Origin of the sequence: Streptomyces sp. NBC_00028 (genome assembly GCF_045041065.1) — a bacterium.
Classification (GTDB): domain Bacteria; phylum Actinomycetota; class Actinomycetes; order Streptomycetales; family Streptomycetaceae; genus Streptomyces.
The window spans coordinates 7,050,287-7,066,187 of sequence record NZ_CP108293.1; the positions used below are offsets into that span (position 1 = coordinate 7,050,287).

The following is a 15,901-nucleotide window of genomic DNA, read 5'->3' on the forward strand; positions in this document are numbered from 1 at the left end:
GATCGCCCTACCGGGCATCCGCAGTCACACCGCGTTTGACGCGCGGTGGAGACCATTCGTCGCTCCTTGCCGAGGACCGGCAACCGGAACACCGCCGACGTACCCTCCGGGAAGGTGCGCAGCGGATAACTAGCCTACTGCACAAGTCAGTTGACGTGGATCGCAGGTGCGATCACAAGCGTTTCGACTTCTTCTGCGTCGTCTTCGCCATCCACGACTGACAAGCCCACCGGGCCAGCCCACCGGCGGCAATGGCCACGAGAATGGCCCCCCAGTCGATGACATGCGGCAGTCCGGGCCAGAAGGCGAAGAACGCGAGTGTGCCGACCGTGCCTACGAGGAAGGCGGCGATGCCCGCTCGCTGCTGTCGGGGTTCCCGCTCCTGTTGCGGATTCTCCGCCGGGTGCTGCTCGACCATGCAGGACTCACTTCGTGATGTGGTGGCACTGGCTTACGCGGCGCACCCCGTTGACATGGAGATGAGCGCACGCCTTGCCATAACGAGGCAGCCTCTGCGGAGAGTTGTTTCGCATAGGGTCGATCTTGCATTCGCTGTGCGTCTTGCCGCGTGACGTGCGGTACGTACGGTTGTTGGTGTCGGCGTAGGTGAAGTCGATGCGCCAGTTGCAGAAGCCGCTGCTGAGTGCCGCGACGAAGCCGCAGTCGACGCCGGCGTTCTGGTAGGTGATCTTCTTGCCGCTGCCGCGGATGACGTGAGTGAACATGCAGCCCGTGGGGACCTTCATCGTCATACCACCCACGCTGTACTCGAAGGTACGTACGGGAGCGGAGCCGATCGCTGTGGCGTGCGCGGTCGTTGGTGCGGTGAGGGCGAGCGCCCCTGCGGTGGCCAGAACCGCGGTGAGGCGTGAAAGGTGGTGCATGAACAACGTGGACCCTCCGGTGATGTCCTGATGAGTACCTCGGACAACCGGGTCCTGTGATTGGCGGTTGCATGATTTCGCTTAGTTCACCGCTATTGAGTGATCAATGGGTAAGTTGGCTGACCTGCGGAAACGTTCATGGAGTCCATCGCGAGCGTAGGACAGGAGTGTCACTCCCGCCGTACCACCGTCGCCCCCACCACCATCCCCACCGCAATAGCCGTAACGATCGTCACCAGCTTCAGCAGATCCTGGAAGCCCTCGATGACGTAGCCGCCCGCCAGCGTCGTCAGCCCCCGCATCCCCAGCGAACCCACCGTGAGGGTGAAGAAGCCGGGGAGGAGGAGGACCAGGCGGGGTGGGCGGTGGGGGGAGCGGGCCAGGACGGTGGCCGTTGCCGTCAGGGCCACCGCTGCCACGAAGGTGCCGGCCGTTTCGCCGATCAGCTTCGTCGCCAGGGACTGGACCGCGACCGTCAGGTAGACCAGTGCGAGCAGGGGCCAGAAGAGGCGGTACGGGACCGCGAACGCCAGGACCGTGCCCGCCGTGAAGACGATCCAGGACAGGAACAGGGCCCAGCGCGGGAGGTCGGAGGCCGCGGCGATGTCGAAGAGGGCTCGGGTGGAGGTGCCGGTCGCGTAGACGCCCAGGAGGACGCCGAGGTAGAGCTGGAGCAGTAGGAACACCGCGTTCACCAGGCGGATCGCGCCCGTCGTCATGCGGCCTGCGGCCAGTTCGGCCGTGGCTGCGCTCAAGTAGTCGCCGGGGACGAAGAAGAACAGCGCCGGGAGCATCAGCAGGACCGGGCCGCCGTGGGACGGGGTGCGTGCGAACACCTCGATCGTGACGATCGAGATCACCGTCGAGACGAGCAGGGGGAGGACGGCGGACAGGCGTGGTCTGCGGTCTGCCGCGACCGCCAGGGCCGCCGCGATCGTGGCCAGGACCGCCGTGCTCGCCACCTCGTACCACGTCGGCTGCATCAGCGGTGCGAATCCCAGCGCGAACAGCACGATGCCGATCAGCTTCGCCCACCAGGGATACGGCGGACGCGACTCCTCGATCCGCGTCAGGCGCAGAGCTGCTCCCGCCACGCCCATACGCCCCGCACCCACCTCCGCCAGCAACGGCTTCAGCGCCGTGACCTGGTCCAGGCGGAAGACCTCCGGCACGCCGCGCACCGTGACCGTCCGGGCGGAACCGTCCGCCGCGGTCACCGTCAGCGTCGCCGCGTCGGGTACCAGGAGCAGCGACGCGTCACCGCCGAGCGCCCTGGCCGTCGCCGTCACCGTCTCCTCGATGCCCTCCGCGCCCTCGCCGCTGGTGTTCAGGAGGAGTCGGGTCAGTCGGGTGAGGAAGCCGGCGAGCTCGTCGAGGCCGGGGGCGCGGGCGGCGGCATGGGACGACTCCACCACCGGCCTCCTCCGAACTCCGATGCGAGCGAGCAGATGCCCTCCATGGACAGTCGGTTTCCTTCACCCTGCTGCCCCACCCACCGAAACGGCCAGGTGGGTGAGCCGTACGGGCGACCGGGTGAGCAGCGGGCCACCGTCGCCGCTCACCCCAACGGCCTACGCCATCATGCGAGCCCCCCAAATCCCCCCGAGGCTGGCACCGACCCCAACTGCCCAGCCCCGGGAGGGCTTCATGGCATCGATGGACGTCCCCGCCGACATGCCGAAGCGGGCGCAGACGGCTGAGGCGCCGCAGGTGGCGGTGCGTGCCACCCCGGCGCCTGTCCTCAGCTGGGTGACCCTGGCGCTGATGACCACCGCCTCGGTGGCCAGTCTGCGTGCCGCGCCGACGATGGCCGTGTACGGGCTCGCCTGTGTGTTTCTCTACCTCGTCCCCGCGGTGGTGTTCCTGCTGCCCACCGCGCTGGTGTCGGCGGAGCTCGCGTCGGGGTGGAGCGGTGGTGTCTATCGGTGGGTGAGCGAGGGGCTGAGCAAGCCGCTCGGGTTCCTCGCCGTGTGGTGTCAGTTCGCGATGACGATCTTCTACTACCCGAGCCTGCTGGCGTTCGTCGCCAGCACCATCGCGTACGTCATCGACCCCTCCCTCGCCTCCAACGGCCTCTACACCGCCATCGTCATCATGGTCCTGTACTGGACGGGCGTGTGGGTGTCCTCCCGGGGGACCAAGGCCCTTGCCGGGCTGTCCAGTTGGGGACTGATCATCGGGACGCTCGTGCCCGGCACGATCCTCGTCGTGCTCGGCATCATCTTCCTCGGGCAGGGCAATCCGTCCGCCGCGCCGATGACCTCCAGCCATCTGCTGCCGGCGTGGACCGGGCTCGCCAGCCTCGTGCTGATCGTCAACAACTTCCTCTCCTACTCCGGCATGGAGATGAACGCCGTCCATGTGTCGTCGCTGAAGGACCCGGCGAAGGAATACCCCAAGTCGATGTTCCTGGCCGTGGGGTTGGTGCTGCTCATCTTCATCCTCCCGGCGCTGGCGATCAGTTGGGTCGTGCCCGCCGACCAGACCAGTCTCACCGCCGGCGTGATGCAGGCGTTCAACGCCTTCTTCTCCTACTTCCACATCGGCTGGATGACCCCGATCGCCGCCGTGATGCTGGTGGCCGCCTCGCTCGGCGGCATGCTCACCTGGCTCGCCGGACCGTCCAAGGGTCTGCTGGAGATCTCCCGCAGCGAGGGCTATCTGCCGCCCTACCTGCAGAAGCTCAACAAGTTCGGCATCCAGCAGAACATCCTGGTCACCCAGGGTGTCGTCACCACCGTCATCGCCCTGATGTACGCGCTGATCCCGAACGTCTCCAGCGTCTACTGGATCTTCTCGACGATCACCACGCAGGTGTATCTCATCGTCTATCTGCTGATGTTCGCCGCCGCCATGCGGTTGAGGAAGAGCCAGCCCGACCATCCCCGCGGCTACCGCGTGCCCGCCCTGCACCTGATCTGCACGGTCGGCCTGCTCTCCTCCGTCGCGGCGCTCGCGATCGGCTTCGTGCCGCCCTCGCAGTTCGGCGGCAGCAGTGTCTGGTCGTACGTCCTGTTCATCGCCGGCGGTCTGGTCGTCCTCGGTCTGCTCATCCCGTATGCCTTCCTCAAGTTCCGCAAGCCCGGCTGGCGTACGGAGGCCGCGGCGACCGAAGGGAGCGCGTCATGAGTCCCACCCGGTTCGCCTCCGAGCACAAGTGGATCTACGTCGGCGCGATCGTTGTCCTCGTCGCCCTCGCGATCATCGGTGTCATCCAGTACGAGAGCGTGAAGTCCACCAACGAGTCGGCGGAGAAGGCGAACAAGCTCGCCGACGCCGCCGAGGACGCCGGATACCCGCGTCCCGACACCGAGGTGATCGAACGGGCGCTGGGCACCGACGGCGGGATCGTCTGCGAGGACCCCGCGACCGCCCTGCGGTCCGCCCTGTGGAAGATCAACGTCTCCAACGGGGCCGCGTTCGTGGGCCAGCGGCCGGTCATCGGCGACACCAAGGCGCTGCGGGCCGAGGCCAAGATCCTGGAGATCTACTGCCCGGAGAAGCTCGACAAGTTCAAGGACCGGCTCGATGACCTGAAGACCGACGACACGGTGAGGCGGGACGCATGACCACCACGGATCTGGCCGCGCGCATCGCCGCCCTGATGCCCCGCGCCCAGCAGGACCTCACCGACCTCGTCGCCATCCCCTCCGTCGCCGACCCCCGCCAGTACCCGCCCGAGGAGTGCCAGAAGGCCGCCCAGTGGGTCGCCGACGCCTTCGCCGAGGCCGGGCTGCGCGATGTCCATCTCGCCGAGACCCCCGACGGCAGCCACGCCGTCATCGGCCACCGCCCGCCCCCGCCCGGTGCCCCCACCGTGCTCCTCTACTGCCACTACGACGTCCAGCCCCCGCTCGACGACGACGCCTGGACCACCCCGCCGTTCACGCTCACCGAACGCGACGGCCGCTGGTACGGGCGCGGCACCGCCGACTGCAAGGGCAACATCGTCATGCACCTCACCGCGCTCAGGGCGCTCGGCGAGGACATCCCGGTGGGCCTGAAGTTCGTCGCGGAGGGCTCGGAGGAGCAGGGCACGGGCGGTCTGGAGGCGTACGTCGCCCAGCACCCGGAACAGTTCCTCGCCGACGCCCTGCTGGTGTGCGACACCGGCAACGCCGAGGTCGGAACGGGTACGGCGACGATCACTCTGCGCGGCCTCGCCAACCTCGTCGTCACCGTCGAGACCCTCGGCGGGGAGATCCACTCGGGCATGTTCGGCGGCCCGGCCCCCGACGCCCTCGCCGCCCTCATCCAGATGCTGGCCACCCTCCGCGACCCCAAGACCGGCGCCACCCGCATCAACGGCCTGGACTGTGACGGCACTTGGGACGGCGTCGGCTACGACGAGGCACAGTTCCGCGCCGACGCCGGCGTCCTGGACGGCGTACAGCTCACCGGCACCGGCACGGTCGCCGACCGGCTGTGGGCCCGCCCGGCCGTCACCGTGCTCGGCGTCGACTGCCCGCCGGTCGTCGGCTCCGCCGCCGCCGTGCCGCCCACCGCCCGCGCCCGCGTCAGCCTGCGCGTGCCGCCCGGCACCGACGCCCAGGCCGCGCTCAAGGCGCTCACCCGGCACCTCACCGACGCGGCCCCCTGGGGCGCCCGGGTGACGGTCGAGACCGAGGGCGCCGGCTCCCCCTTCAAGGCCGCCACCGACGGCCCCGCCTACACGGCCCTCGGCAAGGCCATGCAGCAGGTCTACGGCAAGCCCCTCGCCTTCCTCGGCCAGGGCGGATCGATTCCGCTGTGCAACGTCCTCGCCACCACCTACCCCCGCGCCGAGATCGTCCTCATGGGCGTCGAGGAGCCCCGGTGTCTCATCCACGCGCCCAACGAGAGCGTCGACCCGTCCGAGATCGAGCACATGGCGCACGTGGAGGCACTGTTCCTGCACGAGTACGCCGCCGCCCGGGGGCGATGACATGACCGACCCACAAGAGGATGAACTGGCGCAACTCCGCGCCCGTGTAGTGCAGTTGGAGGCCGAGCGGCGGCCCCGCAAGCACCGGCTGCGTTCGTTCTTCGCCGCCCTGCTGGTGATCATCGGCTGTGTGCTCGCCCCGCTGTCCGTCGTCGCCACGTGGACCGCCGACGTCATCGGCGACACCGACCGCTACGTCAAGACCGTCCAACCGCTCGCCTCCGACGCCGACATCCAGGAGGCGGCGGCCCGGCGCGTCACCGACGCGGTGATGACCCGCCTCGACCTGACCACCCTGCTCTCCGACGTCGCCCCCACCGAACGCCCGCGCCTGGAAAAGGCGTTGGGCAAACTCGGGGACTCGCTGGAGGGTGCCGTGCGCAGCTTCGTGCACGACAAGGCGCAGGCCGTCATGGCCTCGGACGCCTTCCAGACCATCTGGACCGAGGCCAACCGCCGCGTCCACAGCGCCGTGGACAAGGCGCTCACCGGCAACGGCGGCGGCGCCGTACACCTCGACGACGACACCGTCACCCTCGACCTCGCCCCGGTCGTCGAACAGGTCAAACAGCGTCTGGTCGACTCGGGGATGACCGTCGCCGCCAAGATCCCCGAGGTGCACACCAACTTCACCCTGGTCAAGTCCGAGGACCTCGGCCAGATCCGCACGTACTTCCGGCTGTTGCAGCTCGCCGGCACCTGGTTGCCCGTCGTCGCCGTCGTCCTGGCCGCCGCCGGGATCCTGCTCGCCGGCCGCCGCCGCAGGGCCCTGATCACGGCGGCCCTGGGCTTCGCCGTCGCCACCGCGCTGCTCGGCATCGGCCTCACCGTGGGGCGCGTGATCTACCTCGACGCCCTCCCGGCCGGCGTCTCGCAGCCCGCCGCCGGGTCCGTGTACGACACGCTGACCCGCTTCCTGCGCCGCGGCGTCCGGGTCGTGGTCGCCCTGGGCGTGGTGCTCGCGCTGGCGGCCTGGCTGACCGGGTCGGGCCGCCGGGCGACGTACCTGCGCCGGCTGTGGAGCTCGTGCATCCGTGCGCTGCGCGGCGTCGCCGACCGTGCGGGCCTGCGGACCGGCCCGGTCGGGCCCTTCGTCCGCCGGTACCGCACCTGGATCGTGTGGGTGCTGGTCGGCGCGGCCGTCCTCGCGTATCTGCTGTGGTCGTACCCGACGGGCTGGGTGGTCGTGGGGCTGGCGCTCGCGTTGCTCTTCGCGCTCGCGGTGGTGGAGTTCCTCGCCGTCACGCCGGACGAGGACCGGGACCGGGACCCAGCGACCGTTCCCTGACCCGCGCCAGATGCCGGACGAAGACCTCACGGGTGTCCGGTGTCAGCGTGCGCAGGGCGACCAAGGCGGTGATCACGACGTCGCACAGCTCGCTCTCGACGTCCTCCCAGGTGTGGGAGGCGCCCTTGCGCGGGTTGCGGTTCATCGCGCCGATCACCGCCTCGGCCACCTCGCCGACCTCCTCCGACAGCTTCAACATCCGTAGGAGGAGGCTCTGTTGCCCGTCACCCGGGCTGTGCGAGTCGAGCCACGCCCACAAGTCCTCGATGCCCGACCAGATGTCGGGGTCCTGATCGCTCATGGACGCAGCTTGGCACGGCTTGCGGTCAGCTCTTGCCGAGGAGCTTGTTCATCTCGCTGATCTCGGCGCTCTGGCCGGTGACGATGTCGTCGGCCATGGACGTGGCGGGCTCATAGGCGCCCTTCGACTTCTCCGTCCTCGCCATGTCGACGGCGCCCTCGTGGTGTTCGACCATCTGGGTCAGGAACAGGGTGTCGAAGTCCTTGCCGGAAGCCTGCTCCAGCTTCGCCATGTCGGCGTCGTCCATCATGCCCGGCATACCGGAGTGATCCATGCCGGGCATCGACCCCGTCGACTCCATGGCCTGCGGGACGTCCTCGCCCCACGCCTTCAGCCACCCGGACATGGTCTCGATCTCCGGGTCCTGCGCCTTCTCGATCCGCGCGGCGAGGTCCTTCACGTCCGCGGACGAGGCCCGGTCGGCGGCGAGTTCGGCCATCTCCAGGGCCTGCCGGTGGTGCGGGATCATGCCCTGCGCGAAGGAGACGTCCTGGGCGTTGTGGGAGGCGGTGGACGCGGACGCGGACGTGCCGTGGCCGCCCTCGTGAGCGCTGTCGTCGTCGCTCCCGCACGCGGTGAGGACGAGGGCTGCGGTGACGGTCGCCACGGCCAGAACGGCGGCGCGGCGCGTACGGATGGTGCTCATGCTGGAACTCCTGCTGGGAGAAAGGGATCTGGGCTGCGGGCATGCCGAGGCGCACGACGTGCGCACGGCAGCCGTCTCTAGATCCGCAGGAGTTGGAGTTCCGCCAGGGTCGGGGGAGCGCGGGCCCCGTCCGGGTCCGCGACCGCCCACGCACGCGGTACGTCCTCCCGTACGACGCCGGCGACCGGGTCGGCCACGAGCGCGGGGAGCACCGGCCCCCCGTTCACCGCGGGCGCCGAACAGGTCGCGTCGGCGTGCGTCACATGGCCGGAGCCGCAGTGGCCCTCGCCACCGCAGTCGTCAAGGGTCGCCGCCACCGAGAGGGCGTTGCTCATCGGGGACGTGTGCGGGTGATCGCCCGGAAGGGCGGCGCCGGGTGCCAGGGCGTGCATGCCCAGGACGCCGGCCAGTACCGCCAGCACGAGCAGCGCCCGCCACCGCCGCGAGGGCGGTCGCACGGGGAACTGCTCGGGACGGTTCACGGGGCACAGCCTAGGGGCAGGCGCGGCGCCGCCTGTGACCGGCCCGCGAAGAACGCGGGCCGCGCGGGGGAAGTCACTCGCCGAACCGCGCCTCCCGTCACTCCCCGAACAACGCCTCCTGCTCGTCGAACATCTCCGCGGCCTCGTCCTTCTTCGCGTCCCGTACCCGCCGGTTCCGCGCCCCCACGACGACCGCGGTCATCGCGGCGGTCGCCGCCAGTGCCGTGGGGACCATCCAACCGCGGTCGAACACATGCCCGATCGCATGGTCGAGGGAGAGCCGCCCGGGTCCCGCGACGGCCAGGCCCGTGGCCGCCAGGCCGAGCGTCGCCGCGTACTCGAACCCGCCCTCGGCGTTGAAGAAGCCGTTGGGGGCGTGCACGGCGGACGCGCCCGCCATGGCCCCGGCCGCCGCCGCACCCGCGGCCGGCGTCGCCAGGCCGAGCGCCAGCAGCGTTCCGCCACCGGCCTCCGCGAGGCCCGCCGCGGTCGCGCTGGCCTTGCCCGGCGCATAGCCCACGGACTCCATGAACTGGCCGGTCCCTTCGAGGCCGTGGCCGCCGAACCAGCCGAGCAGCTTCTGCGCGCCATGCGCGGCCAGCACACCTCCGGTTCCCAACCGGAGCAGCAGCAGGCCCAGATCACGTCGGTCGTACGTCGTCACGATGGCTCCCGGAGCAGACGGCAACAACAACCCCTCCCGCGTTTCCACCGTCGCATCCCTGACACCTGCCCGGGTCGCCCAGGCCCGCCGTTCGGGTGGCGGGGCCCGGAGCGCGGTGTGAGTCTGACTGGCATGACGATTCAGACGTCCAAACTCAGCGACCCGGCCGTCCGTGCCTTCGTCGGTGCCGTCAACGCCCACGACCGCGACGGCTTCATGGCGCTCCTCACGCCCGGCGCGACCATGTCGGACGACGGTTCCGACCACGACCTCTCCGACTGGATCGACCGGGAGATCTTCACCTCCCACGGTCACATGGAGGTCGACAACGAGTCCCGCGGCGGCCGTGACCTCATCGCCCGCTACAGCAACGACACCTGGGGCGAGATGCGCACGAAGTGGCACTTCGAGGTCGAGGACGGGAGGATCTCCCGCTTCGAAACGGGTCAGGCGTAGCTGCTCACCATGAGCAGCTACGCCTGTTTTGAGGAGCCCTGGACTGTCTAGTACTGCGCGTACGACTGCTGCGGGTGCTGCCGCTGGTGCTGCTCGGTCAGCGTGATCTGACCGGCCTTGATCGTCGCCAGCCGAGGCGCCCGCCGGGCGATCGACGAGTCATGGGTGACCATGATGAACGTCAGCCCGTACTCGTGCCACAGGCCCTCCAGCAGGCCCATGATGTCGTCGCGCGTGCCCTCGTCGAGGTTTCCGGTCGGCTCGTCGGCGAGCAGGACCTTCGGCTTCTTCACCAGTGCGCGGGCGATGGCGACCCGCTGCTGCTGGCCACCCGACAGCTCGGACGGCGCGTGGCCGAGACGCTCGCCGAGGCCCACGGACCGCAGCGCCTCCGCCGCCCGCTCACGCCGCTCGGACGGCTTGACGCCCAGCGGGACGAGGGCCGTCTCGACGTTCTCCTGGGCGGTCAGCGTCGGGATGAGGTTGAAGGACTGGAAGATGATGCCGATCTTCTCGGCCCGCAGCCGCGTCAGCTTCGCCTCGCTGATCCGCGCGAGGTCGACACCGTCCAGCTCCACGCTGCCCTCGGTCGGCCGGTCCAGCCCGCCGATCATCTGCAGCAGCGTCGACTTGCCGCCACCCGTGGGGCCCTGAATGACGAGCTGGTCGCCGTCCTCGATGGTGAGGTCGATGCCGCGCAGCGCCTCCACCGTCTCCTTGCCGCGCGTGTAGCGCTTGGTGACGCCGGTCAGTCTGTACATGGGGTGCTCCAGAAGTAAGGGGGACGGGGCGCCGCGACCCGGGGGGAACGGACGCGGCGCCCCAGCTCATGAGGGGTCAGGAGACGCTGCGCAGCGCGTCGGCCGGCCGCATCCGGGAGGCGCGCCAGCCGCCCATGGCGCCGGCGATCAGACCGCCGGTCACCGCGAGGCCGACCGCGAGGGCGATGGTGGTCAGCGAGACGGGCGCGGAGAGGGCGATCTCCATGGTGTTCTGCGAAGACTGCTGGCCGGGTCCGCCGCCGCCGGGTCCGCCGCCCATGCCGCCACCGCCGCCGGTGCTGCCGAGCTGAGCGGTCAGCTTCGGGCTGATCGCGGTCACCGCGTAGGCCGCCGCGAGGCCCAGGCCGATGCCGAGGGCGCCGCCGAGGAGGCCGTTGACCATCGACTCGCCGACGACCTGCCGGGTCACCCGGCGGCTCGGCCAGCCGAGGGCCTTCAGGGTGCCGAACTCACGCACCCGACGGGACACGGCGGAGGAGGTGAGCAGCGCGGCGACCAGGAAGGCCGCGACGAGCACCGCGATGGAGAGCCACTTGCCGACGCTGGTGGCGAGGTTGGAGGCGGTGGACAGGGAGCCGGAGACGGTGTCCGCGAGGTCGGCGGAGGTCGTCACCGTCGTACCCGAGATGTTCTTCTGGATGGTCGCCTTGACGGTGTCGATCTGCTTCGAGTCGGTCGCCTTGACGTAGATCGTGGTGACCTGGTTCTTGGCGTCGGCGAGCGTCTGGGCCTGCTTCAGCGGCAGGTAGACGTCGGTGGTGGACTCGCTGCTGGAGGCCGTGGCGATACCGATGATCGTGTACTTGGTGCCGGAGATCTTCAGGGTCTTGCCGACCTTGTACTTGTTCTCCTTGGCGTACGACTTGCTGAGCACCACGACCTTCGCGTTGGTCTGCGCGGCCGTGAAGGTCTTGCCGGAGGTGATCTCCATGCCGGCCAGCGGGCCGAGGGTCTGGTCGGTGACGTCGACGCCGGCGACCGAGTAGGAGTTCACGTCGAACGAGGCGCCGCCGCCCTGCACCTGGGGCGCCGCCGTGCTGTTGCCGCCGCTGCCGCCACCGGGGCCGCCCTGGCCCTGGGACTGGCTGCTGCTGCCGGTCGTGGACTGGGCCTTGCCCTGGGTGAAGGAGCCGTCGACCTTGGTGACGTTCAGGGTGATCGCGCCGACGGCGTTCGCGACGCCGTCCTGCTTCGCGACCTTCGCGACCAGCGCGGCCTTGAGGGCCTGGCCGCCCTGGGTCATGACCCGGTCCGAACTCTGCGTCTCGTCGCTGTCGTTGGACTTGGCGTCGAACTCGAAGTTCGGTCTGCCGGAGCTGTTGCCGGTGGGCGCCGACCGGGCCTTGGTGACGGTCATGTCGGTGCCGAGGCCGTACAGCGACTTCAGGACCTTGTCCTGAGCCTGAGTCATACCGGCCGACACCGAGTTGACGGTGATGACCAGCGCGATACCGAGCGCCAGACCCAGTGCGATGACCAGAGCCGCCTTCTTGCGCCGGCCCAGCTCGCGCTTGAGATAGATGCCAAACATCCCGTTCCTCGAGGTTCGTGGCGCCCGCATGTGGGCGCGGCCTCAAGTTAGGGACGAAATGTTGAGCAGCCGTGAGTAAGGGATGTGTGGGACCTGAGAGGCGATGTGCGTGAGCTGAGAATCCGCGGACCGTCCCGAACTGCACGGCAGCCGTTCCACCCGCCGGTGTGCACTCCGCGGTCCCACGCGGAGCCCACCCCCAACCGGCGTGGTGGAACGGCTGCCGTCTCCCCCCTCGGTTTTGGACCGGAAGCTCGCTACTCCAACTGTGAAGCTCTTGTGGAGATGAGTTGAGCATAGGTCCGCTACCGGCCGCAATGGAGCGGAGTGAACTATTCCGTTTGTGCAAGTTGTAAAGCCGCGACGCCCATGAACGGGGCTCAGCCACGCCCCACGTAGGGCATCGCCGTCGCCAGCACCGTCGCGAACTGCACGTTCGCCGCGAGCGGCAGTTCCGCCATGTGCCGCACGGTGCGCGCCACGTCGGCGACGTCCATCACCGGCTCGGGCGCGACTTCCCCGTTGGCCTGCAACGCACCCGTCTGCATCCGCGCCGTCATGTCGGTGGCGGCGTTGCCGATGTCGATCTGCCCGACCGCGATGCCGTACGGCCGCCCGTCCAGGGACAGGGACTTGGTGAGGCCGGTCAGGGCGTGCTTGGTCGCCGTGTAGGCGACGGAGTGCGGGCGCGGGGTGTGGGCGGAGATGGACCCGTTGTTGATGATCCGGCCGCCCTGCGGGTCCTGCTCCTTCATCTGCCGGTACGCCGCCTGCGCGCACAGGAACGCCCCGTTGAGGTTGGTGTCCACCACGTGCCGCCAGGCGTCGTACGGCAGTTCCTCCACCGGCACCCCACCGGGCCCGAACGTCCCCGCGTTGTTGAACAGCAGGTCCACCCGCCCGAACCGGTCCACGGCCGCCGCGAACAGTGCGGTCACCTCGTCGGGGTGAGAGACATCCGTCCGTACGGCGAGAGAGGCGCTCCCGGGCGCGAGTGCCGCCGTCTCCCGAAGCGTCTCGGTCCGCCGTCCCGCCAACGCCACCGACCAGCCCGTACGCAGCAGTTCCACGGCGACCGCGCGGCCGATCCCGGAGCCCGCTCCGGTCACCACAGCGATCCTCACGTTTTTGGTGTCCATGAGCGCGCAGCGTAGGTGAGCCTCCGCGATACGGAAGCTACTGTCCGCCATCCGGGTGCTGCCATCGCCGTGAACGTGTGTCGACACCGGACCCGCGCCCTCGCCCTCCCTCAACTGTGACGGGAGGAAAGAATGACCATCACACCGGGCCGGTCGGCCGGGCGCAGCCGTGAACTGCGCGCCGCCGCCCGCCATATCGGCCGCCGCCGCTTCCTGGGCCTGACCAGCGCGGCCGCCGCACTCGCCTTCGCCGTGGACCTGCCCGCGACCGGGGCCGCGGCCGCCGCCGAACACAACGCGAAACGCATCACCGACTTCCCCTTCACGCTCGGCGTCGCCTCCGGGGACCCCCTGCCCGACTCGGTCGTCCTGTGGACCCGGCTGGCGCCCGCCCCCTACCAGCCGGACGGCGGACTGCCGGCTGAACGTGTCGACGTCGACTGGGAGATCGCCGAGGACGAGACGTTCGCGACGGTCGCCGCCAGGGGTACGGACATCGCGCACCCGGAGTTCCACCACAGCGTGCACGTCCAGGCCGAGGGCCTGGCCCCCGACCGCGTCCACTACTACCGCTTCCGGGTCGGCGACTGGCTCAGCGAGACCGGCCGCACCCGCACCGCGCCCGGCGCCGACAGCCCGGTGTCCGCCATGACCCTGGCCGCCGTCTCCTGCCAGGCCTACCACGACGGCTACTTCACGGCCTACCGCCACCTCGCCGAGGACGACGTCGACCTGGTCCTCCACCTCGGCGACTACCTCTACGAGTACGCCGTCGACCGGGCGGGCGGCGCCCGCAACTACACCGACCGGTCGCTTCCTGCCCTCTTCGACCACGAGGCCGAGACGCTGGAGGACTACCGGCTGCGTTACGCCCTCTACAAGAGCGACCCGGATCTGCGGGCCGCGCACGCCAGGCACCCCTTCGTGGTCACCTTCGACGACCACGAGACCGAGAACAACTACGCCGGTTCCGTCCCCGAGAACGACGTCCCGGCAGAGCAGTTCCTGCTGCGCCGCGCCGCCGCCTACCGCGCCTACTGGGAGAACCAGCCGCTGCGCCTCGCTCAGCTGCCCATCGGCCCCGACATGCAGCTCTACCGACGGCTCCAGTGGGGCCCGCTGGCCCAGTTCGACGTCCTCGACACCCGTCAGTACCGCTCCGACCAGGCCTACGGCGGCGCCAAGCACGCCCCCGGGCCCGAGTCGGAGGATCCCTCCCGGACGATGACCGGGGCGGCCCAGGAACGATGGCTCCTGGACGGCTGGAGCACCTCCCAGGCCTTGTGGAACGTGGTGCCCCAGCAGGTCTGCTTCGCGCAGCGCCGACTGGACCTCAACCCCGTGGCCGCGGTCTCCATGGACGCCTGGGACGGCTACCCGGCCGCCCGTCGCCGCATCATCGACGGCGCCAAGGCGGCCGGGATCGAGAACCTGATGGTGCTCACCGGCGACCTCCACCGGGGGTACGCCTTCGACATCAAGGACGACTTCGACGACCCGCTCTCCCGCACCCTCGGCACCGAAGTCGTCGCCACCTCGGTCAGCAGCGGCAAGGACGGCGAGGAGAAACCGTCGAACTGGGCCACCTACACGGCCGCCAACCCGCACCTGAAGTTCTACGACGGCCGGCGCGGCTACACGACCGTCACCCTCGACGGGGCCGGGGCCCGCGCCGACTTCAAGGTTCTGCCGTACGTCACCACCCCCGGGGCACCGATCACCACGGCCGCCTCTCTCGTGACGGAGGTGGGGAACCACGGGTTCACGCCGGCGTGACGGCCTCCCCGGCGACCTCGCCCGGGTAGCGCACCCCGATCCGCTCCCGCACCGCGTCCATCGTCCGCATCACGGCCAGTGTGCCGTCGAGCGGGACCAGCGGGGACTCGGTCTCGCCGGCCCGCAGGGCCCGCATGACCTCGGCGGCCTCGTGCTTGAGGCTGTTGCGGGGACCGGCCGCCGCGTCCGCCTTGAACTCCTCGGGGTCGCGGCCGTCCCGGTGCAGCACGAAGTGGTCCGGGAAGAAGAAGCCGTACGGCACGTCGATACGGCCCTCGCTGCCGGTGACCGACGCCGAGGTCGCCGTACCGCCGATGATGGAGCAGTGCACCGAAGCGAGAGCGCCGCTCTCGTACGAGAGCAGTGCACCTGTCTGGAGATCGACGCCCTCGTCGGAGAGCACCGCTCTCGCTGCCACGTCCGAGGGCTCCCCGAGCAGCAGCTGAGCGAAGGACACCGGGTACACCCCGAGGTCGAGGAGCGAACCCCCGCCCTGTGCGGGGTCGCGCAGCCGGTGCGAGGGCGGGAAGGGGCCCGCCAGGCCGAAGTCGGCCTGCACACTGCGCACCTCACCGATCGCGCCGTCGTCCACCAGCGCCTTCAACTGCCGCACCAACGGGTTGCAGTACATCCACATGGCTTCCATGAGGAAGCTCCCGCGGTCCCTGGCCAGCGCGACCAGTTCCTCCGCCTCGCGCGCGTTCAGCGTGAACGCCTTCTCGCACAGCACGTTCCGCCCGGCCTCCAGACACAGACCGGCGGCGGCCCGGTGCGCCGAGTGCGGAGTGGCGACGTACACGACATCGATGTCCGCGTCCTCGGCCAGCGCACCCCACTCCCCGTACGCCCGCTCGATCCCGAACCGGTCCGCGAACGCCTTCGCCGACTCCTCGCTGCGCGAGGCCACCGCCACGACCTCCGCGTCCGGCAGGTCCACCAGGTCCGCCGTGAACGCCGCCGCGATCCCGCCCGTCGCCAGAATGCCCCAGCGCACGCTTCTCTCCGCCATCCCGCTGCCCGCCCCTGCT

The 15,901-nt window shown here is 70.0% G+C and carries 17 protein-coding genes; 6 read left to right on the forward strand and 11 right to left on the reverse strand.

The annotated features are described in order from the left end of the window. Window positions 1-172: 172 nt before the first annotated feature. From OG885_RS31730 to OG885_RS31740, 3 genes are all read right to left on the reverse strand, one after another. The gene (locus tag OG885_RS31730) at window positions 173-418 is read right to left on the reverse strand and encodes a hypothetical protein (protein ID WP_405737688.1); all 246 of its coding nucleotides are present in this window, start codon (window positions 416-418) and stop codon (window positions 173-175) included. A 7-nt stretch (window positions 419-425) separates the two neighbouring features. Beyond that, the gene (locus OG885_RS31735) at window positions 426-884 is read right to left on the reverse strand and encodes a hypothetical protein (RefSeq protein WP_405742963.1); all 459 of its coding nucleotides are present in this window, start codon (window positions 882-884) and stop codon (window positions 426-428) included. Window positions 885-1,054: 170 nt separating this feature from the next. Further along, window positions 1,055-2,296: a threonine/serine exporter family protein gene (locus OG885_RS31740; protein WP_405737689.1), complete on the reverse strand. Its 1,242-nt coding sequence runs from the start codon at window positions 2,294-2,296 to the stop codon at window positions 1,055-1,057. Between the two features lie 235 nt (window positions 2,297-2,531). Between OG885_RS31740 and OG885_RS31745 the strand changes: the two genes are divergently transcribed. From OG885_RS31745 to OG885_RS31760, 4 genes are read left to right on the forward strand one after another with little or no spacing between them, the layout of a single operon-like run. Next, on the forward strand, window positions 2,532-4,013 hold the full coding sequence (locus tag OG885_RS31745; protein WP_405737690.1) for an APC family permease: 1,482 nt from the start codon (window positions 2,532-2,534) through the stop codon (window positions 4,011-4,013). Further along, complete coding sequence (locus OG885_RS31750; RefSeq protein WP_405737691.1) at window positions 4,010-4,453, forward strand: hypothetical protein; 444 nt, start codon at window positions 4,010-4,012, stop codon at window positions 4,451-4,453. Before OG885_RS31745 ends, OG885_RS31750 begins: the two co-directional genes overlap by 4 nt. Next, on the forward strand, window positions 4,450-5,808 hold the full coding sequence (locus tag OG885_RS31755) for a dipeptidase (protein ID WP_405737692.1): 1,359 nt from the start codon (window positions 4,450-4,452) through the stop codon (window positions 5,806-5,808). Before OG885_RS31750 ends, OG885_RS31755 begins: the two co-directional genes overlap by 4 nt. A 1-nt stretch (window position 5,809) precedes the next feature. Beyond that, window positions 5,810-7,096: a hypothetical protein gene (locus tag OG885_RS31760; protein WP_405737693.1), complete on the forward strand. Its 1,287-nt coding sequence runs from the start codon at window positions 5,810-5,812 to the stop codon at window positions 7,094-7,096. On the opposite strand, the gene OG885_RS31765 is transcribed toward OG885_RS31760, so the two are convergent. From OG885_RS31765 to OG885_RS31780, 4 genes are all read right to left on the reverse strand, one after another. Then, the gene (locus tag OG885_RS31765) at window positions 7,050-7,397 is read right to left on the reverse strand and encodes a MazG-like family protein (RefSeq protein WP_405737694.1); all 348 of its coding nucleotides are present in this window, start codon (window positions 7,395-7,397) and stop codon (window positions 7,050-7,052) included. The genes OG885_RS31760 and OG885_RS31765 overlap by 47 nt on opposite strands. A 25-nt stretch (window positions 7,398-7,422) precedes the next feature. Next, window positions 7,423-8,043: a DUF305 domain-containing protein gene (locus OG885_RS31770; RefSeq protein WP_405737695.1), complete on the reverse strand. Its 621-nt coding sequence runs from the start codon at window positions 8,041-8,043 to the stop codon at window positions 7,423-7,425. Window positions 8,044-8,120: 77 nt separating this feature from the next. Further along, window positions 8,121-8,525, reverse strand: a complete 405-nt coding sequence (locus tag OG885_RS31775) for a DUF6153 family protein (RefSeq protein ID WP_405737696.1) — start codon at window positions 8,523-8,525, stop codon at window positions 8,121-8,123. Window positions 8,526-8,622: 97 nt separating this feature from the next. Further along, window positions 8,623-9,189 carry a DoxX family protein gene (locus OG885_RS31780; RefSeq protein ID WP_399965897.1) on the reverse strand — a complete coding sequence of 189 codons (567 nt, stop codon included), beginning with the start codon at window positions 9,187-9,189 and terminating at the stop codon, window positions 8,623-8,625. A gap of 132 nt (window positions 9,190-9,321) precedes the next feature. Between OG885_RS31780 and OG885_RS31785 the strand changes: the two genes are divergently transcribed. Further along, window positions 9,322-9,645 carry a nuclear transport factor 2 family protein gene (locus OG885_RS31785; protein ID WP_405737697.1) on the forward strand — a complete coding sequence of 108 codons (324 nt, stop codon included), beginning with the start codon at window positions 9,322-9,324 and terminating at the stop codon, window positions 9,643-9,645. Between the two features lie 47 nt (window positions 9,646-9,692). Here OG885_RS31785 and OG885_RS31790 read toward each other — a convergent pair whose 3' ends face one another. The 3 genes from OG885_RS31790 to OG885_RS31800 form a co-directional block, all read right to left on the reverse strand. Continuing rightward, window positions 9,693-10,406, reverse strand: coding sequence for an ABC transporter ATP-binding protein (locus tag OG885_RS31790; RefSeq protein WP_405737698.1), 714 nt, complete (start codon window positions 10,404-10,406; stop codon window positions 9,693-9,695). A gap of 76 nt (window positions 10,407-10,482) precedes the next feature. After that, window positions 10,483-11,958 (reverse strand): ABC transporter permease, encoded by a 1,476-nt coding sequence (locus OG885_RS31795; RefSeq protein ID WP_405737699.1) that lies wholly within the window; start codon window positions 11,956-11,958, stop codon window positions 10,483-10,485. A 380-nt stretch (window positions 11,959-12,338) separates the two neighbouring features. Continuing rightward, window positions 12,339-13,097 (reverse strand): SDR family oxidoreductase, encoded by a 759-nt coding sequence (locus tag OG885_RS31800; protein ID WP_405737700.1) that lies wholly within the window; start codon window positions 13,095-13,097, stop codon window positions 12,339-12,341. 132 nt (window positions 13,098-13,229) lie between these two features. On the opposite strand from OG885_RS31800, the gene OG885_RS31805 reads away from it, so the two are divergent. After that, complete coding sequence (locus OG885_RS31805; protein ID WP_405737701.1) at window positions 13,230-14,873, forward strand: alkaline phosphatase D family protein; 1,644 nt, start codon at window positions 13,230-13,232, stop codon at window positions 14,871-14,873. Here OG885_RS31805 and OG885_RS31810 read toward each other — a convergent pair. Next, window positions 14,860-15,882, reverse strand: a complete 1,023-nt coding sequence (locus OG885_RS31810) for a Gfo/Idh/MocA family protein (RefSeq protein WP_405737702.1) — start codon at window positions 15,880-15,882, stop codon at window positions 14,860-14,862. The two genes, OG885_RS31805 and OG885_RS31810, sit on opposite strands and share 14 nt — an antisense overlap. Window positions 15,883-15,901: the final 19 nt, after the last annotated feature.

Excerpts from the sequence above, each read along its gene's own strand:
- OG885_RS31800 (WP_405737700.1), bottom strand. The coding sequence starts at position 13,097 with ATGGACACCAAAAACGTGAGGATCGCTGTGGTGACCGGAGCGGGCTCC.
- OG885_RS31735 (WP_405742963.1), bottom strand. The coding sequence starts at position 884 with ATGCACCACCTTTCACGCCTCACCGCGGTTCTGGCCACCGCAGGGGCG.
- OG885_RS31770 (WP_405737695.1), bottom strand. The coding sequence starts at position 8,043 with ATGAGCACCATCCGTACGCGCCGCGCCGCCGTTCTGGCCGTGGCGACC.
- OG885_RS31755 (WP_405737692.1), top strand. The coding sequence starts at position 4,450 with ATGACCACCACGGATCTGGCCGCGCGCATCGCCGCCCTGATGCCCCGC.
- OG885_RS31750 (WP_405737691.1), top strand. The coding sequence starts at position 4,010 with ATGAGTCCCACCCGGTTCGCCTCCGAGCACAAGTGGATCTACGTCGGC.
- OG885_RS31760 (WP_405737693.1), top strand. The coding sequence starts at position 5,810 with ATGACCGACCCACAAGAGGATGAACTGGCGCAACTCCGCGCCCGTGTA.
- OG885_RS31785 (WP_405737697.1), top strand. The coding sequence starts at position 9,322 with ATGACGATTCAGACGTCCAAACTCAGCGACCCGGCCGTCCGTGCCTTC.
- OG885_RS31790 (WP_405737698.1), bottom strand. The coding sequence starts at position 10,406 with ATGTACAGACTGACCGGCGTCACCAAGCGCTACACGCGCGGCAAGGAG.
- OG885_RS31730 (WP_405737688.1), bottom strand. The coding sequence starts at position 418 with ATGGTCGAGCAGCACCCGGCGGAGAATCCGCAACAGGAGCGGGAACCC.
- OG885_RS31795 (WP_405737699.1), bottom strand. The coding sequence starts at position 11,958 with ATGTTTGGCATCTATCTCAAGCGCGAGCTGGGCCGGCGCAAGAAGGCG.
- OG885_RS31805 (WP_405737701.1), top strand. The coding sequence starts at position 13,230 with ATGACCATCACACCGGGCCGGTCGGCCGGGCGCAGCCGTGAACTGCGC.
- OG885_RS31765 (WP_405737694.1), bottom strand. The coding sequence starts at position 7,397 with ATGAGCGATCAGGACCCCGACATCTGGTCGGGCATCGAGGACTTGTGG.
- OG885_RS31745 (WP_405737690.1), top strand. The coding sequence starts at position 2,532 with ATGGCATCGATGGACGTCCCCGCCGACATGCCGAAGCGGGCGCAGACG.
- OG885_RS31810 (WP_405737702.1), bottom strand. The coding sequence starts at position 15,882 with ATGGCGGAGAGAAGCGTGCGCTGGGGCATTCTGGCGACGGGCGGGATC.